General features: G+C 35.4%; 22 protein-coding genes. All 22 read left to right on the top strand.

The window, feature by feature from the left end:
• Positions 1 to 340 precede the first annotated feature (340 nt).
• Positions 341 to 1,735 (top strand): AlbA family DNA-binding domain-containing protein, encoded by a 1,395-nt coding sequence (locus CH365_RS12955; RefSeq protein ID WP_100769002.1) that lies wholly within the window; start codon positions 341 to 343, stop codon positions 1,733 to 1,735.
• 232 nt (positions 1,736 to 1,967) lie between these two features.
• Positions 1,968 to 2,309, top strand: a complete 342-nt coding sequence (locus CH365_RS12960) for a type II toxin-antitoxin system RelE/ParE family toxin (protein WP_100769003.1) — start codon at positions 1,968 to 1,970, stop codon at positions 2,307 to 2,309.
• Positions 2,299 to 2,598: a helix-turn-helix domain-containing protein gene (locus tag CH365_RS12965; protein ID WP_100769004.1), complete on the top strand. Its 300-nt coding sequence runs from the start codon at positions 2,299 to 2,301 to the stop codon at positions 2,596 to 2,598. The genes CH365_RS12960 and CH365_RS12965 overlap by 11 nt, the downstream gene beginning before the upstream one ends.
• Positions 2,599 to 2,796: 198 nt before the next feature.
• Positions 2,797 to 3,261, top strand: coding sequence for a hypothetical protein (locus CH365_RS20005; RefSeq protein WP_165782608.1), 465 nt, complete (start codon positions 2,797 to 2,799; stop codon positions 3,259 to 3,261).
• Between the two features lie 349 nt (positions 3,262 to 3,610).
• On the top strand, positions 3,611 to 3,826 hold the full coding sequence (locus tag CH365_RS12970) for a DUF2191 domain-containing protein (protein WP_100769005.1): 216 nt from the start codon (positions 3,611 to 3,613) through the stop codon (positions 3,824 to 3,826).
• Positions 3,823 to 4,218: a PIN domain-containing protein gene (locus CH365_RS12975; protein WP_100769006.1), complete on the top strand. Its 396-nt coding sequence runs from the start codon at positions 3,823 to 3,825 to the stop codon at positions 4,216 to 4,218. The genes CH365_RS12970 and CH365_RS12975 overlap by 4 nt, the downstream gene beginning before the upstream one ends.
• A 202-nt stretch (positions 4,219 to 4,420) precedes the next feature.
• Positions 4,421 to 4,741, top strand: coding sequence for a DUF3630 family protein (locus CH365_RS12980; RefSeq protein WP_100769007.1), 321 nt, complete (start codon positions 4,421 to 4,423; stop codon positions 4,739 to 4,741).
• A 376-nt stretch (positions 4,742 to 5,117) separates the two neighbouring features.
• Positions 5,118 to 5,684 carry a hypothetical protein gene (locus CH365_RS12985; RefSeq protein WP_165782610.1) on the top strand — a complete coding sequence of 189 codons (567 nt, stop codon included), beginning with the start codon at positions 5,118 to 5,120 and terminating at the stop codon, positions 5,682 to 5,684.
• Positions 5,685 to 6,522: 838 nt separating this feature from the next.
• Positions 6,523 to 7,566, top strand: coding sequence for a tetratricopeptide repeat protein (locus CH365_RS13000; RefSeq protein WP_125226318.1), 1,044 nt, complete (start codon positions 6,523 to 6,525; stop codon positions 7,564 to 7,566).
• Positions 7,567 to 7,756: 190 nt separating this feature from the next.
• Entirely contained in the window at positions 7,757 to 8,278 is a 522-nt protein-coding gene (locus tag CH365_RS13005; protein ID WP_100769282.1) for a DUF2695 domain-containing protein, read from the top strand.
• A 138-nt stretch (positions 8,279 to 8,416) separates the two neighbouring features.
• Entirely contained in the window at positions 8,417 to 9,319 is a 903-nt protein-coding gene (locus CH365_RS13010) for a hypothetical protein (protein WP_100769012.1), read from the top strand.
• A 90-nt stretch (positions 9,320 to 9,409) separates the two neighbouring features.
• Positions 9,410 to 9,955, top strand: a complete 546-nt coding sequence (locus CH365_RS13015; RefSeq protein WP_100769013.1) for a hypothetical protein — start codon at positions 9,410 to 9,412, stop codon at positions 9,953 to 9,955.
• 54 nt (positions 9,956 to 10,009) lie between these two features.
• Positions 10,010 to 11,155: a hypothetical protein gene (locus tag CH365_RS13020; protein WP_100769014.1), complete on the top strand. Its 1,146-nt coding sequence runs from the start codon at positions 10,010 to 10,012 to the stop codon at positions 11,153 to 11,155.
• Positions 11,156 to 11,804: 649 nt separating this feature from the next.
• Complete coding sequence (locus tag CH365_RS13030; protein ID WP_100769016.1) at positions 11,805 to 12,797, top strand: hypothetical protein; 993 nt, start codon at positions 11,805 to 11,807, stop codon at positions 12,795 to 12,797.
• Between the two features lie 124 nt (positions 12,798 to 12,921).
• Entirely contained in the window at positions 12,922 to 13,620 is a 699-nt protein-coding gene (locus CH365_RS13035; RefSeq protein WP_100769017.1) for a hypothetical protein, read from the top strand.
• Between the two features lie 127 nt (positions 13,621 to 13,747).
• Positions 13,748 to 14,551, top strand: a complete 804-nt coding sequence (locus CH365_RS13040; protein ID WP_100769018.1) for a hypothetical protein — start codon at positions 13,748 to 13,750, stop codon at positions 14,549 to 14,551.
• Positions 14,552 to 14,705: 154 nt separating this feature from the next.
• The gene (locus CH365_RS13045; protein ID WP_100769019.1) at positions 14,706 to 15,263 is read left to right on the top strand and encodes a hypothetical protein; all 558 of its coding nucleotides are present in this window, start codon (positions 14,706 to 14,708) and stop codon (positions 15,261 to 15,263) included.
• Between the two features lie 67 nt (positions 15,264 to 15,330).
• Entirely contained in the window at positions 15,331 to 15,789 is a 459-nt protein-coding gene (locus CH365_RS13050) for a hypothetical protein (RefSeq protein ID WP_100769020.1), read from the top strand.
• A 169-nt stretch (positions 15,790 to 15,958) separates the two neighbouring features.
• The gene (locus CH365_RS13055) at positions 15,959 to 16,447 is read left to right on the top strand and encodes a hypothetical protein (RefSeq protein WP_100769021.1); all 489 of its coding nucleotides are present in this window, start codon (positions 15,959 to 15,961) and stop codon (positions 16,445 to 16,447) included.
• Positions 16,448 to 16,649: 202 nt separating this feature from the next.
• Positions 16,650 to 17,168, top strand: a complete 519-nt coding sequence (locus tag CH365_RS13060) for a hypothetical protein (RefSeq protein ID WP_100769022.1) — start codon at positions 16,650 to 16,652, stop codon at positions 17,166 to 17,168.
• A 163-nt stretch (positions 17,169 to 17,331) separates the two neighbouring features.
• A complete protein-coding gene (locus CH365_RS13065; RefSeq protein WP_100769023.1) occupies positions 17,332 to 17,898 on the top strand; it encodes a hypothetical protein in 567 nt (188 codons plus the stop codon).
• A gap of 141 nt (positions 17,899 to 18,039) precedes the next feature.
• Positions 18,040 to 18,654 carry a hypothetical protein gene (locus CH365_RS13070; protein WP_100769024.1) on the top strand — a complete coding sequence of 205 codons (615 nt, stop codon included), beginning with the start codon at positions 18,040 to 18,042 and terminating at the stop codon, positions 18,652 to 18,654.
• Positions 18,655 to 18,756: the final 102 nt, after the last annotated feature.

Genomic DNA, 18,756 nt, shown 5'->3' on the forward strand with positions numbered 1-18,756 from the left:
TCGCTTTGCGATACCAAGCACTGAAAAATGGATCGTCATTCAGGGGTTATTGGGCACAACGCATTCATGTGTTGCCGGTGTTTTAACTAGCTTAGTTTATAAAAGCCGCTGAAAGCGATTACGAGTGTCCACTCTGTAACGCTTGCCGCACTTCGCCTAACTATCGGCTTATCGCTGCGCTTCGAGTTTGCTTCGCAACCTCGCTTGGCCTTCGGCACATTTCGCTTTGTCACTCGTCTTGCTGAGCAAGCCTCGCGCCAAGTGCTTGCGCACTCGCGAAACGTCGTCAAGCCTTGGTCGTTAGGCGTAATATGCGCTTTAGATTTCATAGTAGTAAAAAATGGACAAGCACTTACTGTCAAACATTGTAAAGAACCCTAAAGAAAGTCTATCGTTTGAAATAAAAGATTGGATTGATCCCGATTCTGATGACGGGAAGGCGAAGATAGTTAGAACTATTTTATCATTATATAATTTTAATGGAGGGTATCTACTTATTGGTTTCAATAATAAGACTGGGAGACCAAATATAGATGCCGTTCCCCCTGAAGTACGAATTCTTTTTAACATTGATAAAATTCAAGGACTGATTCGGAAATATTCTTCTGAATCTTTCGAGATTGAAATAGAATATCCTGAGGTTGAGAATAAAGAATTTGTTTTAATAATAGTCCCCGGAGGGGTTCAAACTCCTACAGCCACAAAGGCCGTTTTGAATGAGAATAGTAAGAACTCAATTAAACTTAATAAAGTTTTCATTCGATCTCTTGAATCAAATAACACTCCCAGTACTACTGAGGCCACATGGAAAGACTGGGGGAGCATAGTTGAAAAGTGCTTTGATAATCGGGAAGCAGATATTGAAAGATTCATTAGAAGGCACCTATCTGGAATCGATGGAAACAAGATTCTCGACTCATTGAAAGAATCGACCTGGTCCAGTACAAGAGGAACAAATTCTGTGTATACTTTTGTTGAGTCATTGCTCAATAATTCTGCGGAGAGATTTAATTTGGAAGTCGCGGAGAGAAATCTTGAGCTTCCAAAACATGGATCCTTTGAAGTTGCGGCAACCATTAATGGCGAGAAGAAACGCTATACAGTTAATCAAGACTTTCTAAATAGAATTCTTTCAGCAAATGGAAGATACTCAGGGTGGCCATTTTGGGTAGACAGTAGGAGTTATATTAAAGAGGATAATCCGTACGTCTTGAACAACTTCTGGGAAAGTTTGATTATCGCTAACAGTTCTCTTGCCCATATTGAATTTTGGCGGATTTCTCCAGAAGGGGAATTTTATCATCGCCGAGCTCTAGAAGATGATATGGGAAATTTTCCTCAATCTCCAGAACCTTTTTCTGCTCTTGACTTCTTTATTGCAATACACCGAATATCAGAATGTTTACTTGTACTTCTTGACTTTGCATCTGCTTTTGAAACTCAAAGAGATGGTCTAATTGAGGTTATGTTTCGCTGGTCAGGAATCAAAAATAGAATGTTGTCATCGTGGGCAAATCCTTCGAGAATACTATTTCAAAATGGGATTTCAAGGCAGGACGAAGTTATTAGCTTTATAGAATTGCCTGTTGACACCGCAAAGACAGCTATTACTGGCTTTGTATATACGGTAGCAAATAAGCTTTTTGAAACTTTTAATGGGACTTCCACTTCGCTTCAGATAATAGAAGAGATCGTAAAAGAAATTCTTAGTCGGAAGAAAAATAGTTCTTTTTAGAAGCGCATACTACGCCTAACTGTCGGCTTGGCGCATCGCTTCGAGATCGCTACGCGATTCTCGCTTGGCCTTCGGCACATTTCGCTTTGTCACTCGTCTTGCAGAGCAAGTCTCATGCCAAGTGCGTGCGCACTCGCGAAACGTCGCCAAGCCTTGGTCGTTATACGAAATGGCTGGCGATTTGCCTTTTTCAAGAATTGACAAAATATATCAAATTTGATATATTGGTATTGTGAAGTTCAAAGTCCAACTTTTAGAGCCTGCTGAAGATTTCTTACTAAAGTTGGAAAATAAATTAAAGGCGAAAGCATTCAGAACTATTGAGTTATTAGCTGAATTTGGACCTGAACTTCGAGAGCCTTTTTCCAAAAAGATTCAAGGTTATGCAGGACTGTTTGAGCTAAGAATTAAACAAGGCTCTAATATTTGTAGATTATTCTACTTTTTTGAAAAGGGTAGAGTTGTTATAATAACTTCTGGCTTTGTGAAAAAAGATCAGAAGACGGATAAAGATGAATTAACTAGAGCTTTCAAATTGATGAAAACTTATAAAGGAGATGAGCATGAAACTTAAAACTAAAGACTTTGATTTGCTTTTAAATAAAGAGCTGAAGAATAAAGATTTTAAGAAAGAATATGATGCTCTTACCAATGAGTTTACTCTTGCCAAAGAGATTATTAAACTTCGTAAAAAAAGAAATCTAACCCAGAAAGATTTGGCGGAAAAGATTGGGACATCTCAACCTGCAATTGCAAGAATTGAGTCTGGGAATTATAGGAATTTGTCACTTTCTTTCATCAATCGTCTAGCTAAAGCATTAGATGCAGAGCCTGTTATTCATCTAAAAAGTAAAGGCGCTTAGTTTAACCAGCCACTACGTCTAACTATCGGTGCTTCCGCTACGCTTCGAGCTCGCTAACGCGACTCTCGCTCGGGCTTCGCCACATTTGCTTCTGTCACTCGTCTTGCAGAGCAAGCCTCGCGCCATTGCAAACGTCGTCAAGCCTTGGTCGTTAGGCGCCATATGTATTGTAATTTATACTTAGCAAAAAAGGATTTTATGAGCATACCATTTACTTTATATATTACAATTCATGCGGCGTATATAGGGGCCTTATTTGGAAGTCTTTCTAAATATAAACTTTATGAAACGCATATGCTGGGATTTGGTGAGGATGCTGGCAAATATTATTTTAGACTTTGGATCGGTTTCTTATCCAATATGCTCTCTCTGTTCTTAATTGCATATGCGTTTGCTTTATTGGGGAATGACAAAAGTGAAAATATCTATCACCAATATATAAAACCTTGCATTTTAAGTTTTTCCCTTTTTGGAATTATTCGTATTGTTCATTCTTTAGTCGCTTGTGAATTTTGGGAGTTATTTTATAGCGAAAAGGAGATTAAAAAAATTTTTGAACAATATGGAAGAGCGGAGAATATTAGAAATCAAAAACTGTTATGGCATTTGACTCCTGGTGTTTTGATATATACCATCCCAATTATTACTATCTGGAATACTTGATTTCTTGTAATGATTGAACTATTTTTGGATTTATTCAAAATTCGATATAGTTTTTCAATACATACTAAGCCTAACTATCGGCTTATCGCAGCGCTTCGAGATTGCTACGCAACTCTCGCTTGGGCTGCGCCACATTGGCTCAGTCACTCGAATTGCAGAGCAATTCTCGTGCCTGTCTTCGCTAATGCTCAGCACGCCAACGTCGTCAAGCCTTGGTCGTTAGCCGAACATGCTTGCCCGAAATTTTGATTCATATGAGAATTAAGTAATAGGGAAGTAAGAACCCATTATTTTGAAAATTTTTTATTAAAAGCTTGAAAATACGAATTTATATCGTATATTGTATCGTATGAAAGTGACTGCGATATTGCCAGACGATTTAATTGCTGAGGTCCAAAAGTACTCTGGAGGTAAAAACATAACGGATTCTCTCCAGAAAGCGCTCTCAGAATGGTTAAAACAGGCCAAAATAAGGAATTTGAACACTAAGCTACATAAATCTCCACTTTCATTCCAGGAAGGCTTTTCCGGAGAAAATATCCGTAATCTGAATCGTAACAGATGATACTTGTAGATACGTCTGTTTGGATTGAATTCTTCCGGGGAAATGAACCTTATTTTAGTGAACTCAAAGAGTTAATAGAATCATCAGAAGTGATAGTTCATGAAGTTGTCTTTGGGGAATTACTCCAAGGCTGTAAAAATAAGAACGAAGTATCTTTTATCTTAGAATATTGGGAAAATTTAAACACCTTAACTTCAGATAGTAGTTTTTTATCTGCAGGTAAGCTTTCATTTGAAAACAAGCATATTGATAAAGGAATTGGATTAATTGATTCAGTTCTTATCAATGAAGTTAGAAGTAAGAAACTTCAACTTTGGACATTAGATAAAAAGATTCTCAAAGTATTAGATAAGAAAGAAATCTATTCAAGTAAGGGCAAGCACGTCGCCTAACTATCGGCTCTGACGCAGCGCTTCGAGATGCTTCGCACTCTCGCTTGGCCTTCGGCACATTTCGCTTTGTCACTCGTTTTGCTGGGCAAAACTCGCGCCAAGTCCTTTCGGACTCGCGAAACGTCGTCAAGCCTTGGTCGTTAGGCGAAATTGTTTCCACCTCTGCAACCAAGTTGTCATAGTGACAATATAAGAGTATAATATGGATGTCAAGTGGTCGGAAAGAATACGTCCAAGTGGGAACACTCCTTTTAAGCAAATCAATGTATCATCGGAATCCGATTGGCACATGTTTGATAAGGTCGCAACCTATCTTGAATACAAAATTGATGGGGTGTGGCTTAAAAAGCTTGATGGGCTAGACCAACGTTATTGGGACTTTGCGTCAGGAAGAGGAAGGATCACGCTTCATCTTGAACACTATCTAGGAATAATGATATTTCCAACTGATTTTGAAGCTGCTGATGAAAACTCGGTAATATTGCTGAGCAGGGCATTTTCGGAACTTGTAAACTATGACTGACTACTGAGGTTGGTAGTCTTTAGCGTTGGAAACAACTTCGCCTAACTATCGGTGCTTCCGCTCCGCTTCGAGCTTGCTTCGCAACTCTCGCTCGGGCTTCGTCACATTTCGCTTTGTCACTCGTCTTGCAGAGCAAGTCTCATGCCTGTCTTCGCCTTGCTCAGCACGCCAACGTCGATAACCCTTGGTCGTTAGGCGAAAGTTTTCAAAATAATCTTGTAAAAGTTCTTAGTTCATTTAATAACGAAATATATTAAATATGAAAGTAATTCTAGCTAATAAATTAATTCGATTTCTCTTTTTGATGTTAATCCTTTTAATAATGTATGTATACGTCTATCCAATCTCGTGTGCTTTAATGGATTATAAATCAAAATTGGAAGAACTCAATAAACAAAATGACTATAAGTTAATTGCTAATGATCAAATAATTAGAATCAATAATTCGAGTGCTACTTTTAGTTTAAATAAACTAAATCTTAATCAACAATTGAAATGTAAGCAATTCGGAGAATATCACTCGTTTTGTATTGCTCCAGAGTTCGTTGAGAGTAGCTACGGAATAAAAACTCTAACTTTAGAACAAGCTGTCCATTGTGCAGACGTATTTCGTTTGGGACTGCTTTTGTCAGATATTCCTTGTAAAGATATGATCTTTGATGTTTTGGCAGTTAAGCCAAAGGAGTTTGGTTTTTTCGATGATTACAAGATAATTAGAAAAGAATTATTCAAATTTGATATGAGATCTTCGATAGTCACTCCCAATACAATCGACGAGTTTATCGTATTAACTGAAAATGAAACGTACTATGTTTTTAAGACTTCAAAAAAGAACGATTATCAAATATTTGTTTATTGGGATCAAGACTACGTTTATAAAATAGAAACAGAAATATCAGATAAAGATATTTTAATTGAATCTTTAAAGAAAATAAAAATTTAGCCATTGCTAAAAAACCTTCGCCTAACTATCGGCTTGTCGCGGCGCTTCGAGCTTGCTTCGCAACTCTCGTTTGGCCTACGGCACATTGGGCAAAATTTATTTTATAATAAGAATATCAAAGTTTACTTAAATCGAAACGCCCATATAAATATACGAGCTAATAGACTTATTGGATAAAGGAAAAGAACTAACATTAAAAAAGTCCAGTAAAGGCCTTCACGAAAACTCCATGACAAAATAGGTCCATCTGCTTTCCGAATTGCCGGGACTTGAAAGTTTTCATATTCGCTATTATTACTATCTGCCTTAATAATTTCTTCACAATAGTCGCTGAACGATTCGTAAGTCAGTCTTTCGTTTTCTCTACAAGTCGGTGAATTTAGATTAAATAATTCTATCAAGATTGCTATGATTGCCCATATGATAGCAGGCATAATAGTTAATATGAATAAGAACCTAAGTTCTTTGGCAACTTGTCGTTTAATGTCCATACGCAATTCTATTTAGATAAATTTTGCTAAGAGCTAAGTAAAGAGCTTTATAAAGATAATCTATTTCTAAATCGAAATGGAAAAGAGTTTGTTTTAAATTACAAGCGAATATCTTAAACTCAAATGTTGTATACAGTGCCCAACGTCGCATAACTATCAGCTCTGACGCAGCGCTTCGGGATGCTTCGCCCCTCACTTGGCCTTCGGCACATTGGCTACAGTCATGCCTTTTGCAAAGCAAAAGCTCGCGCCTTTCCCTACCGCCTCTTACGAGGCTCAGGGTCGCCAACGTCGTCAAGCCTTGGTCGTTGCCGAACATGCTTGCAATATAGTTGTATGAGGAAATTATGAAGATACATAAGAATATAGTATTACCCTTGCTCGCTTGTTTGATTGCTACAAGCTCGGTCAATTCCCAAACTACTAACGAAGATCCTCGAGAGATTTTTATGTCAGGGCTCATTTTAAGGATTCAAAAGAAAGGAATGTTTCACACAAATATGATCAATCTTTCTAAATCTTTTCCCGATTCTTCATACGGTATTTTTGCTAAAGGATATCTGAATCTTAATCAATCAAAGTATGAAGATTGTATCGCCGATTTTGAAAAAGCAATTAAGAACAATAGCAATGACATTTATCTTTCGAGGGAGTCTTTCTTTTATAAAGGAATATGCAATTTTGACATTTCTAAATATGATGAAGCAATCGAAGATTTTACAAAGGTTCTTGAGTTTAAAGAAGGTCAAGAGCCGAGCGAAACGTATATCAACGCCTTATTGGAAAGATCCAAAGTATACAATAGAATCAAAAAATATGATTTGGCAAAGGAGGGAATTTCAGAGGTCATTGAAAGTTTGAAAAAAAATAAAAAACTCATTCAATATTATGATTATGAGCAATACCATGTCGACCGAATATCTCTAAACTACACTCTCAAGAATTATGCAGCTGCTCTCGAGGACTGTGATTGGTTAATTAAAGAATCGAAGGATAAAAAAGATTTAGGATATTTTTATAGAGGTCAGTTTAAATACAAATTATTAGATGATCCGGAAGGAGGCTATGAAGACTATTTAAAAGCTGCTCAGACTAATCCTAAAAATTTTGCAGCTCTCGCGACTATAGTTGAGGTGTTAAATAAAAAAGGTGAGTATAAAAAAATTCCCTCGTATTTGACCTTGGCTATTAAAGTAAAACCGCAACTTGGTGTTCTATACTATGCAAGAGGATACTTTTATGCTCAATTAGGAGATAGAGTGAATTCCTGCAAGGACATGCGTGAGTCTTTAAAATATTCGTCAGAGGATGTCGAGAGAGATTCTGAGGGATACTATTCTATGGATCACCTGCCTGGAGCAAATTCATTCATTAATGTTAATTGCAGATAGCCTCAAAAGCGGCGGCTAGCTAAAAAATTGTCGCTGCGCTTCGAGATGCTTACGCAACTCTCGCTTGGCCTTCGGCACATTTTGCTTTGTCACTCATCTTGCAGAGGCAAGTCTCGTGCCAAGTGCTTGCGCGCACGCAAAACGTCATCAAGCCTTGGTCGTTAGGCGCAATTTGGTTAAAATATTTCTTATGAATATAGAAGAATTAGAAGATGAATTGATATCAGCTATTCAAATGTCTAACCATGGTTTGTCAGATCGAAGGATGCCTTCTAAAAAATCTATTCCAATGCTTATCGAAATAAGAAGAAAACTAAAAGAGTTTTCGGAGAAAGATCTAAGTAATGCAAAGGTTTGGAGACTACTCGCACTATCTGAGGAAGCACTTTTAAATTATAAAGAGGCAATTGATAGTTTTACGAAATATTTAGATTTAAAAGGAAGAGATAAAAAGGATCTAAAAAAGCTGGCTTTCTTGAGAGAAAGTCAAGTTGAATGGGAAGATTTGATACTTTCTCCGAAGGAATTAAATGACTTGGGAAATTACCTCAATTCGAATTTAAATAGAATTGCTTGCGATCATTCTTTGGCTATAACAAAGAAATATTTAGAAGGGAAGTATTCTAAAAGCGATTTAAAGAGAATAGTCTCTTCGTTACAGAATCGTGGAGGATTTTGTGATTGCGAAGTTCTTGCCAATGTAACTCTATAAAATTAACCAAATTGCGCATAACTATCGGCTCTGACGCATCGCTTCGAGCTTGCTTCGCAAGTCTCGTGCCAAAGTCCTTACGGACTCGCGAAACGTTAGAACACCTTGGTCGTTGGCCGCCATGACGATTAAAATAATATGAAATATCTAATATCCCTTTTACAAATTTTCATCTTCAGCATAGGCTGTACTTTCACTAAAGTTTATCCTAAAAGCGAAACAATTTACTCATCTGATATAATTGAAAGTAAAGCCTCAGAAGAAATCAGAGACTTGTATTTATTAAGCTACGATATCAAGAAAGAAAATATAGACTTTAGTTTGAATGCATATAGAGGAAAGAAAGAGTTTGTTGAAGGCAAAGTAAAGGAAATCTTCAGAACTTTTTACGGCGTAAGATGGAAATCGAAAGAGGAATCTGGATTAGAAAGTATTAAAATTTCTGGCGGAACACGCCCATTTGATGCTTTAGCGATTGGTGCAATCGTTGTTACTGGGGTCGTTATAGTTCTGACCGTCGATATCGCAACATTGCCGATAAGGATGTATCCTGTAGAACGTGAGCGTATTATTAACAAGATAATTCACTCGAAAGATAGTAAATTGTCAGATATAGATCTCAAAGGGTATCAACTTGAGATCTATAATTCTGATTTTTCTAAAAGGTATCGATTTAATGAAGGGAAATCATCTATAAAAATCAAAGATTTAAATCTATCTCATGAAACATTGACTTCTACTCATTATAGGATAATTGCTCCCAAAGGTAATTCAGTCTCTGAAGGGGGAGTTACTTTTTCGGAAGATGTGATTAATGAAGATACTTTGAAGAAGATTTTGGCTTTTAATTATGAGAATAATTTAATTAATCGATGCAAAAAAGATTATAGAAGTTCTTTAAATGACTCATTGTTCAAAAATGAAATTGAAAATTCCAAATTTCAAGAATTATGCAAAGTTGAATCTAATCCCGACGGGAAGGAAATTTTAGATTTCTGTAAATGTTATCAGGTCCTTTATAAATATCATCACAGCGGCTAACCATCCGCTTGGCGCTTCGAGATTGCTACGCAAGTCTCGCGCCAAGCATTGGTCGTTATGCGCCTTTCTTAAAAGTACTTTGGAGAAAAAATGTATAAAATACTACTAACTTCTTTTGCGATTTTTGTTATTGCTTGTAGTAAGCCTTCGAAAGATCTAAAAGCTTTCCTCGGGACTGATATAACATTAAAGAAATTTTCCGGATTTTACCGGTGCAGTGCAGCTGGAGGGGATCGCGATTATATCGAACTTTCTCTTCTAAAAGGTAAAGTTACGTATGTTAAAGAATCTACAACCTCAGATGAATTTGAAGAAAAGACATCTTTAAACGGAGTATATAAGATCATTAATAAGGATACATTAATTATTAATTTAGAAGGTGGTGAGAAAATTAAAACTTCCTCGTTAAATAGCGAAATTAGCGAAAAAGAAATTATTGCTCCTTTTCAATTAACATTAATATATCATCCAGATTTGGAAGGACTTCTTGATTCAGAAGTAAAGGAGGTAATGAATTCTCAAGAATTTAAGCTTAATCGTGAGAAATGTCAGTATGTAACGTTATTTAACTGTGAACAGATGAGTGAATTAGGCCGCCAGATTGATATTTCTACAATAGGTTATTTTTGTAAGTAATTATAAAAACGGCGCCTAACTATCGGCTTGGCACCGCGCTTCGAGCTTAAAAATATGATATACTTCTTTGCAAAAGTAGATAATAGCAACAAACTCCTTGAATTTGCTGAAACGCTTGGTGGATTTTATATTGGATTCTATGATGAAAAGAATAAAATATCTAATGAAATCGTCGAATTTAATTCTGATATCGATTTCGAAATCAAGTTGAATTATCCTGATTGGGAGTATTTGAATCTATTTTCAGAAGAACGATGGCGAGAGAAAGTTCGAATAATAACTTATGATTCTCACAAATTAAGTTTCTGGGAAATAACAAACAAAATTGGGAGATTTCACGAGTATCACACCTTAAATACACTTCCTGAAAAATTTAAAAAAATTAAACAGGATGATCTAGATAACTTTAATCTTTGGAACTTTCTGCCTGTTGTATTAAAAAATTCCATAAACAGATCATTACTTCCATCTTCCATTGATTCTCTATCCGTATACCAATATCTAAATAGAGGGACATTTAGACCTATTTTTAGATTATCTAAATATAAAGATAAACTTATATTCTCTAATGATATAGAAAACGATAGGTTTGAATTTACCGTCAAAAATCACCATAAAAAAGATATTAAACTAATAGAAACTAAATACTCAAGGATACTAAGATTTTACTTTGATGCAATTGTCAAAAAGGGAAAAGATTTCAAACAGGATCTAAAGAGAATATTTTCCAATTTTAGTCTTCAGGAAAAAAATCAAATTCTTAGTGCATTATTTAGTCCTGCTCAAGTTGAAACAATGGCAATGCTTTTAATCCAAGATATAGGATTTACCGCCGATATAGGCATTGGGAAAGGTTTAGATTTTGTAGATATTAAAGGGTCCTTACGCCATAGGGAAGAAATTATAATTGAAAAAAATCTATCCAAATTAACAAAATATTCTTTAGTAAAGTTAAATCAGTTGACATTAAATAAAATTATTTCTGAAAAAACAATAAACATTCAATGCAAAGCGAAACCTCATTCAGATCTTCTGAGCGACTTACTTTACATCTTGCCAGATTCGAAAAAATCATCAATGGAGAACGTGATTTTTATCGATAAAATTATCAGTTGTATGGGGAACGATACTTTCTCCAAAGATTTTCCACTTTTGGCAGATTGGTTAGAACTTCAGAAATATACATTAGGATTAAATTAAGCTGCCGCGCAAAACGTCGTCAAGCGCCATAGCTTTAAAATGATCAGTGTAACTATGCTATTAAAGATATTTTTACTTTCATTTCTATTTATTATATCATGCAAGAATTTTGGATTTGATACAGCTGATGTGATCAGGGCAAATGATGCCTATAGAAAGATAATTACAGCTGTTTCGAATAAATTTGAATATTGTAAGTCGATAGGAAAAGATTATAGTAACGCCCACGGTTATTTTTCAGGATTTCCTTCCATTGTTTCTTGTAATGACGACACCTTTCACAATAATCAAGGGGCATATGTTTGGACTCGATCTGTAGATACCTGTTTGGATCTTGTTCATTTTACGTTGTGTCCTGATAGCGGGACTAATTTTGATGAGTGGGTGTACTTAGTGGTGGGTAGCTGCCATTTTCCCGAAGCGTATTTTATTAATTCATATAAACCATTTCAGGGAAAGATTCTTGGATTACCGAGAAATTTATATGATTTAAGTTTAGGCTGCCTATAAACTTAAATCATATAAATCTACGGCGCTAAACTTGTCGGCTTGACACTGCGCTTCGAGCTTGCTTCGCAACTCTCACGCCTGCCTTCGCTGACGCTCAGCACGCCAACTCTTGTCGTTATACGCCATTTATGGAGATTCTATGTTACAAAAAATATTTATAATAGTATCCTTTTTTCTTTTATCAACGCATGCAATAGAGGCATATGAGATTTCTCAAATTGTTCTTAAGCAAGAAGATGTCAGAAAATATGAAGTACTGAAAAGGTATGATTCGCTCTGGGAAAGTGGTTGCAAAGTTGTTGAAGCTGGCAAACCCACAATACTGTCCAATCAGGTTCTATTGTTTTACGAAAGGCCTGAAATTTATGAACAAATTATAGGCCGAGTTGAAAAAGCGCATATTTCACTTCAGTGCGGAAAAAAAATTTCTTCGATATTATACTTTAAGTTTCCAAATGCTTCTTTAGCAGACAAAAATTTAGGTTTTATTGAAAGTTTAATTTGGGGTAAAGAAGGAATTTCAAAACTCCATCCTGAAAGGATTCAAAAGTATTCAAATATCATTGCTATTTTTTCTTCTTCTGATTCTAGCGTGATTGATTATTTGCAACTTGGAAAAGTTATTTATTTAGATGTACCAACCGAGACAATTGAAAAAATTTCCGCTAGATATAAATGTGGAAAAGTAAATTCGGATTATTGCGAAGCCTTAGCTCAAATTCCCAAGTATAGACAAATGATATTTCCGACAGATTCGTCTAAAGCTAATTTTGCTATTATTTGGCAATTAAAGCCTGATAAGACTGTTGAAACTAGCTACCTGTATGCAAGATTTGAAAAGAACAAAATAGGAATACAAGACGTTCGCCCAGATAATCCTCAAGAAGAAAAAGAAATGACTGCTATGATGAAAGGCACACTGCCACCTACTAAGGAGCTTTTAGAGTTTGTATCAACGCTTAAGCTTCAATATCTAGAAATAGAAAATTACGGAGGGTCCTACAGAATGCATCTGGATGGGAATGTATTCGCTCTTTATCCGATGGGTAAGAAGGTCTACTTTATAGTTACCGCGGAACATTTTGACGATACACCGAATACCACATTCGTTGGATACTTTTTGAATCCATAAACTGTGTATAACTATCAGCTCTGACGCGGCACTTCGGGGTTGCTCCGCGACTCTCGCACCGAGTCCTTCGGGCCCACAAAACGTCGTTAAGCGCCATAGTTACAGATGTTTAGTTAGGAGTGATATGATTTTGATAAAAGCTTTAGTTGAAATCGTTAAAACTAAAAATATGAAACTAATATTAGTTGCCTATCTCTTGCATTCATTAATAAATTTTTTAATCTCGAATGATCCAGGAGCGTTTGCTTCATATTCGGTTATTGTTGAGTTATTATCCTGGAGAATAGCTATCACACTTTCAACTCTCCTTTTCGTTATTTATTTCATACTCAAAACATTTTATGAGCTTGCGAAATATCCAAGCTCGAATGAACAGGAGGTAGAAACATTTTTCGATTTTTCCTTTAGATTGATTGGGTTCAGTCTAATTTTTTTTCTTTTCTCTTTTGCTACAGTTTTCTTGATTAATATAACATTTTTGCGGGGAGAAGAATCAATCTTTAATATGAAGGTTGTTGATTCTCTATTTAAGCGGGGGATAGGATTCGCATATATGTTGTTCTTATCAATTATAATAGTTACAAGACAAGTAAGGAGGCTACTTCAAAATTTTCTTCAAGCTTTGAAAAATGAAAATATGAGAACGAAACTTTGGGTTTGGTTTTCATTAGATCTTTTTGCTTTTGTGATCGAATATTCTCCCGTGATCTCAAATGGGATCGTTATTTGGCTGGAAGGAACTATTATTTTGGTCTTTAATATCGCGATGATTGTCTATTTTGCAAGGAAGTGTGGCGAGCTACTTTCTTTGGGAGAATATTAGAAGCTGTCAAGTCACTCATTACGGCGTCTAACTTTGGCCTCTGACCCATCGCTTCGGGATGTTTACGCGCTCGCGAAACGTTGTCAAGCCTTGGTGTTATACGCAATCGCTAAAATTGATAGGAAAAATGATTCGAATTCTTTTAATAACATTTCTGTTTTCAAACTGCATAACCTCTAAAGTATTCGAACTTTCAGAAGGGAAGAGGAGACCTATACCTATTGAACAAATTGATTCAATCTCTTATGATAAATTAAATCAAAAATATTCAACTCCGACTTATGAAATCGAAATTAATGGAACTTCTGCAGCCGGCGAAAGTTTAGAAAATTGCTATTCCTATAATTCATTTTTTAAGTGTGAGAAAAATACTCAATTGATTAAAGCAGAGATAAGGGAAGTTAGTCCCCAAGGGGGATTACAGATATCTTATGTTGATTCTATATTTTTGCACAAGTCTCTAACAAAAATATATAAAGAAATGCATATAACGATTAATCACGATAAGCCTGAGATATATGCAACAAAGGACGGTAAAGCTTTTCTTTCAAAAGCTCATGCACGGGAATTTTTTCTTTGTTTTGATGAGACGGATACTCCTAATCAAGAAAATTGCAATTCTCCTAAACGACAAGCTTACGAACTGAAGCTAGATAGATATAAATTGGCTAAAGGTAACTTACTTATTGTTTTGGACACGCAAGGATACGTAAAAAGAATGTATGAATTCAACTTTCCAGCTATTGATAATAAGTTCGTGCAAGGAAGAGTAGTAATAATAAGTTATATAAATGAACGCAAAGGAAAACCAGCTTATTATTGGCTGACTCCGTTTTCCATAATAGCAGATATTATTACTAGCCCTATACAGTTTATTATTTACTTAAATGAAATAATGGGAGCATTAGGAGCATTGAGGGCGCTGGGTTAATTTCTCAAAAAGTTAGCGGCGGTGTCTAACTATCGACTTTGACGTTACACTTCGGACTCGCGAAACGTTGTCAAACTTTGGTTGTTAGATGACGGTAGTTATCAATTTTTTGTTTTTGAAAATTAATTTATGAATAAGACTTTCGCAGGTAATTATGCAAAAATATTCAAAAGTAATAGCTTATTCCGAAAATGACATTAAATACTCACTGTGCTTAAATGCAGGAATAATTTTACTGATAATTTCATTTGTCTTATTTGTAGGAAGAGCTAATGGAACGATTTTTTTTATTGCTTTTCTCTTAGGTTTCTTTCTGATATTTTATGCACTTTTTAAATTAAATAATAGAGAGAAGTGGGTCGTATCTTCAGTCGCTGATTCAATTCAATTATCTGAAATTTCCGGAATAAGCAGACTTATCAAATTAAGTGAGATAGAAAAGTTCTATTTTGGAGGAGCGAGCGAATCTTCAAAATCAATACTAAAATTATATCTTCATAAAAATGGCAGTATTCGTTTTATTGGAGATTTATTTGAAAGTGATATAAAGCAGCTTTATCAATTTTTAAAGGCATACTCAGAAACTGATCCAACAGTAAGAGAAATTGATAGCCCTGTTAAGCTAACGTCCCAGTGGGTGCTTGGCATTTTAATGGGTGCTCCTTTGTTTGTCCTTTTATATCTATTAGTCGAAGCCATATTGGCTAAATAGCGGCGACGTCTAATTATCGGCTTTGACGTCACACTTCGGAATCACTTCGATAGTCAGGAAAGGCATTATGAATCTTATTCTTGAAAAATCACGCTACGTGAGATTCTATACAGATTTAAGTCCATTATTTTCAGCAATACCAGATTTAATGGAATATACATACTTTGTTTCTGATCTTGAGCACAACGGATGTGAGGATCCAAGATTTCAAAATAGTGATTTTGCAATTTCCGGAACAGATCTCTATGAAATCGTGAAAGAAAAGGAGATCCAGTTTATATGGGGAGTTTTTTCCGCTTTCAAATTCTCCCTGAATATCACTGAACCGTTCCCCTCCGCGGACGGTAACCCATCGTTTTGGCAAGGAATTCCAAAACCCCAAGCGAAGGGAGCTGAGTTTGAAATAGTGTGTTGGGATAGCAGTTATACTTTATTTATTGGCGTTTCGGAAGAAATCGCTAACAGTTTGAAAACTCTTTATCCTGATATAAAGAACTTGGATCAGGAAAACCTTCTTAATAACTAATGAATAAAACACAGCTTCGCCTAACTATCGACTCTGACGCGACATTTCGAGCTTGCTACACAACTCTTGCGCCTGTCTTCGCTGACGTTCACCTTGCCAGCGTCGTCAAGCCTTGGTCGTTAGGCACAATCGTGTAATTATTGTTATTTTAAATACATTGGAGAAATAAATGAACTTGAAGATTTATACTATATTTGTCGCTATCGGAAATGCTATATTAGCAATATTTGCATTAAGTTTATTGATATTGGAGTGGGATAAGGTAGATGCATTCCGTCTTTTTTTAGCTTTAACTTTGGGCTCGATTTTCGCTTTTTTCTCTTACCGACAATTTAAAAAAATTAAAGAGATCAGAGAAGAAGAGCAGGCATTCGCTCCTCCTTTAGATGCGACCGTTGAGGAAAAAATTAAATACTGCAGAAATATGATATATTTGTCTTTAGTTGCCTTTCCGTTTGTTTCTATTATGATCATATTGGATCTTAATAAGTTAGAGTCTGGGAGTGTAGAGCACGTTAGAATTTGGGCTCCTGTAGCATTTGTTTATGAGCAATTAGGGTATTGGCCTGGTATTCTTTTTGTACCGGTATTGGGCGTTTTTGTAATTTTTGTAATGGCGAGAAAGATGCGCCAATTGAAGTCAGAAGGAATGACTTGATTGCATTCACTTTAAGAAATTAATCCAAAATTAAGGATGAACGGCGCCTAACTTTCCGCGCTTTCCGCTTTGTCACTCGTCTTGCAGAGCAATTCTATCGCCTGTTTTTGCTTTGCTCAGCGTGTCAACGTTGTCAAGCCTTGATCGTTAGGCATAATAACGCTTGAATTTCATCGAAGATAAAGAATTACTAACTTTCAGTATGAAAAAAATAATCCTAATTTCTATCTTTCTGCTTATTTCAAAATGCTCTTCCCAATATGGGGTAATTAAGGAAGTAAAAGACGATTTTAAAAACTCTTCGGCATTAACTTTAGAAATTTATACAAATACGGAGAATACAGCTAAAGGAGCGAAGACTTTGTTCTTAAATTTTACAAAGTCGTTTGATTCGAATTCAGCAGGGGTTATTAAGTGTTCCATTTCTGCTAAAACTCTGGTTGGTGGTCCACAAAGGTTTTCAAGTTCTATATTTCTTAAAATAGATAATAAAAAGATAAATATCAAACTAACGGCTAACAAAATTGCGGCAACAGAGTTATTAGAATTATCTATTCGCTCAGGGGAATTTATTCTTACGAATGAGCTTCAGAATGATATTCTAAATGCAAGCAGCATGTCGGTCCGTTTCTATTCGAATGAAATAGCGTATGATGCATATTATTCCGACAGCGATTTAAATATAATAAAAGAATTAATAAAAAGAAAACCTATAATATAAACGTTACTAGACCTAACTATCGACTCTGATGTTTTGTCATTCGCCCTGACTGGCGAGTTTCGCACCAAGTCCTTCGGAGTTGCGAAACCTTGGTCGTTATACGATCTGTAAATAATATTTTTAAAAATGCATATTTCGCACTAATTTTTGTAAATAGAGGCTTATGGAAAATATAATTAAAAAATATGATTATATTTGGGGAGATGATCCTCAATCTATATTAGCTAATTATTCCTACCAGAATGAAACGACTAAAAAGCTCGATAACTTGGATGTTAGCGATTTCAATCGTGAATCATTGTATGAGATACTTTTGTGGAAATTGGATAGATCAATCGATATTTCTACGGAACTTATTCAGGAGCTCAAATATGTTACTACTATAAAAGAAAAAGAACATTTTCAAGTCCGTGGGATATTAGAAAAATTGCTTAGAGTTTCTGGAATTGGACTTCCAATGGCTTCGACTATTCTGAGATTTCTTAATCCGAGAGTATTTCAAATAATCGATGATCGTGTATTTAGAATAGTATTCCCTAAAGGAAGAAAAAAATACCCTGCGAAGCCATTCCCTCTGAATGATAAGTATATTGAAAATTCTATCGAAATTTACTTTGAATATTTAGATATATTACTTCTTTTATGTTCTCAAAAGCTTCCTTTCTATATGGCAGATAGGATATTATATCAATTAGATATTGCTTTGGGAAATCGTATAGGAAGCAAATGATGTTATTTAATTTTGCAATATAATATTGATTTATGACCTCGAATAAATCTACGTCGCTAACCCTTGATCATTTAGGCAAAATTTCCTTCGAAATATTATTTTAGTATAAAATCAATCATATGAAATTTTAGGAATCAAGGTATGGGGCTTTTTTCTAGTATATTCACAAAGAATGAAGAAGAACGGAAAGGTACACTTGTAACTGCACAACTAAATCATCTTCTCATGCCAATTGATAGAGGAGATTTTTACGAAGATCCAATCGATGATGCTCTTAGAGCATTAGATTATGGCGAAGTCGATGGTGGCGGAACTATGCAGTTAGAGTCGGGGGAAATTGAATATATCGATGTAGAAATATTTCTATTTAACTTGGACGAGGGGATCCCTTTTTTAATAAAGAAAATGGAAGAACTCGGCGCTCCAAAGTCTTCAGTATTAATTATACATGATCAATCTAATCCGAGGCAAATTGAATTTGGTAAGACTGAAGGTGTTGCTATTTATTTGGATGGAGTTAATTTGCCGGAAGAAGTTTACAAGACTTCCGATATAAACGAAATAGTAGAAAACTTTAATAATGTTCTGAACGGTATAGGAAGTATGCAAAGCTATTGGGAGGGAGAAACGGAGACGGCTTTATATTTTTACGGGAGCAATGCAGAGAAAATGAAAAATATTCTTAGAACTAATCTTGCAACATATCCATTATGTGAAGGCTGTAGAATTGTAACAATTGCTCCTAAGACTAACTGATTCTTTGGCCTAGGGAAACTTCATCTTACTATCGGCTTGTCGTGGTGTTTCGAGCTTTACCTCATCATGATTATATAACAAAATTACTTTGATTATCAAATT

The organism is Leptospira neocaledonica (assembly GCF_002812205.1).
GTDB classification, from domain to species: Bacteria; Spirochaetota; Leptospiria; order Leptospirales; family Leptospiraceae; genus Leptospira_B; species Leptospira_B neocaledonica.

Bases quoted from the DNA above. Each gene is read 5' to 3' on its own strand.
- CH365_RS20005 (WP_165782608.1), top strand. From the start codon at position 2,797: ATGAGCATACCATTTACTTTATATATTACAATTCATGCGGCGTATATA.
- CH365_RS13055 (WP_100769021.1), top strand. From the start codon at position 15,959: ATGAACTTGAAGATTTATACTATATTTGTCGCTATCGGAAATGCTATA.
- CH365_RS13030 (WP_100769016.1), top strand. From the start codon at position 11,805: ATGTTACAAAAAATATTTATAATAGTATCCTTTTTTCTTTTATCAACG.
- CH365_RS13070 (WP_100769024.1), top strand. From the start codon at position 18,040: ATGGGGCTTTTTTCTAGTATATTCACAAAGAATGAAGAAGAACGGAAA.
- CH365_RS13060 (WP_100769022.1), top strand. From the start codon at position 16,650: ATGAAAAAAATAATCCTAATTTCTATCTTTCTGCTTATTTCAAAATGC.
- CH365_RS12955 (WP_100769002.1), top strand. From the start codon at position 341: ATGGACAAGCACTTACTGTCAAACATTGTAAAGAACCCTAAAGAAAGT.
- CH365_RS13035 (WP_100769017.1), top strand. From the start codon at position 12,922: ATGATTTTGATAAAAGCTTTAGTTGAAATCGTTAAAACTAAAAATATG.
- CH365_RS13045 (WP_100769019.1), top strand. From the start codon at position 14,706: ATGCAAAAATATTCAAAAGTAATAGCTTATTCCGAAAATGACATTAAA.
- CH365_RS13010 (WP_100769012.1), top strand. From the start codon at position 8,417: ATGAAATATCTAATATCCCTTTTACAAATTTTCATCTTCAGCATAGGC.
- CH365_RS13015 (WP_100769013.1), top strand. From the start codon at position 9,410: ATGTATAAAATACTACTAACTTCTTTTGCGATTTTTGTTATTGCTTGT.
- CH365_RS12970 (WP_100769005.1), top strand. From the start codon at position 3,611: ATGAAAGTGACTGCGATATTGCCAGACGATTTAATTGCTGAGGTCCAA.
- CH365_RS12965 (WP_100769004.1), top strand. From the start codon at position 2,299: ATGAAACTTAAAACTAAAGACTTTGATTTGCTTTTAAATAAAGAGCTG.
- CH365_RS13005 (WP_100769282.1), top strand. From the start codon at position 7,757: ATGAATATAGAAGAATTAGAAGATGAATTGATATCAGCTATTCAAATG.
- CH365_RS13020 (WP_100769014.1), top strand. From the start codon at position 10,010: ATGATATACTTCTTTGCAAAAGTAGATAATAGCAACAAACTCCTTGAA.
- CH365_RS13050 (WP_100769020.1), top strand. From the start codon at position 15,331: ATGAATCTTATTCTTGAAAAATCACGCTACGTGAGATTCTATACAGAT.
- CH365_RS12975 (WP_100769006.1), top strand. From the start codon at position 3,823: ATGATACTTGTAGATACGTCTGTTTGGATTGAATTCTTCCGGGGAAAT.
- CH365_RS13065 (WP_100769023.1), top strand. From the start codon at position 17,332: ATGGAAAATATAATTAAAAAATATGATTATATTTGGGGAGATGATCCT.
- CH365_RS12980 (WP_100769007.1), top strand. From the start codon at position 4,421: ATGGATGTCAAGTGGTCGGAAAGAATACGTCCAAGTGGGAACACTCCT.
- CH365_RS13000 (WP_125226318.1), top strand. From the start codon at position 6,523: ATGAAGATACATAAGAATATAGTATTACCCTTGCTCGCTTGTTTGATT.
- CH365_RS13040 (WP_100769018.1), top strand. From the start codon at position 13,748: ATGATTCGAATTCTTTTAATAACATTTCTGTTTTCAAACTGCATAACC.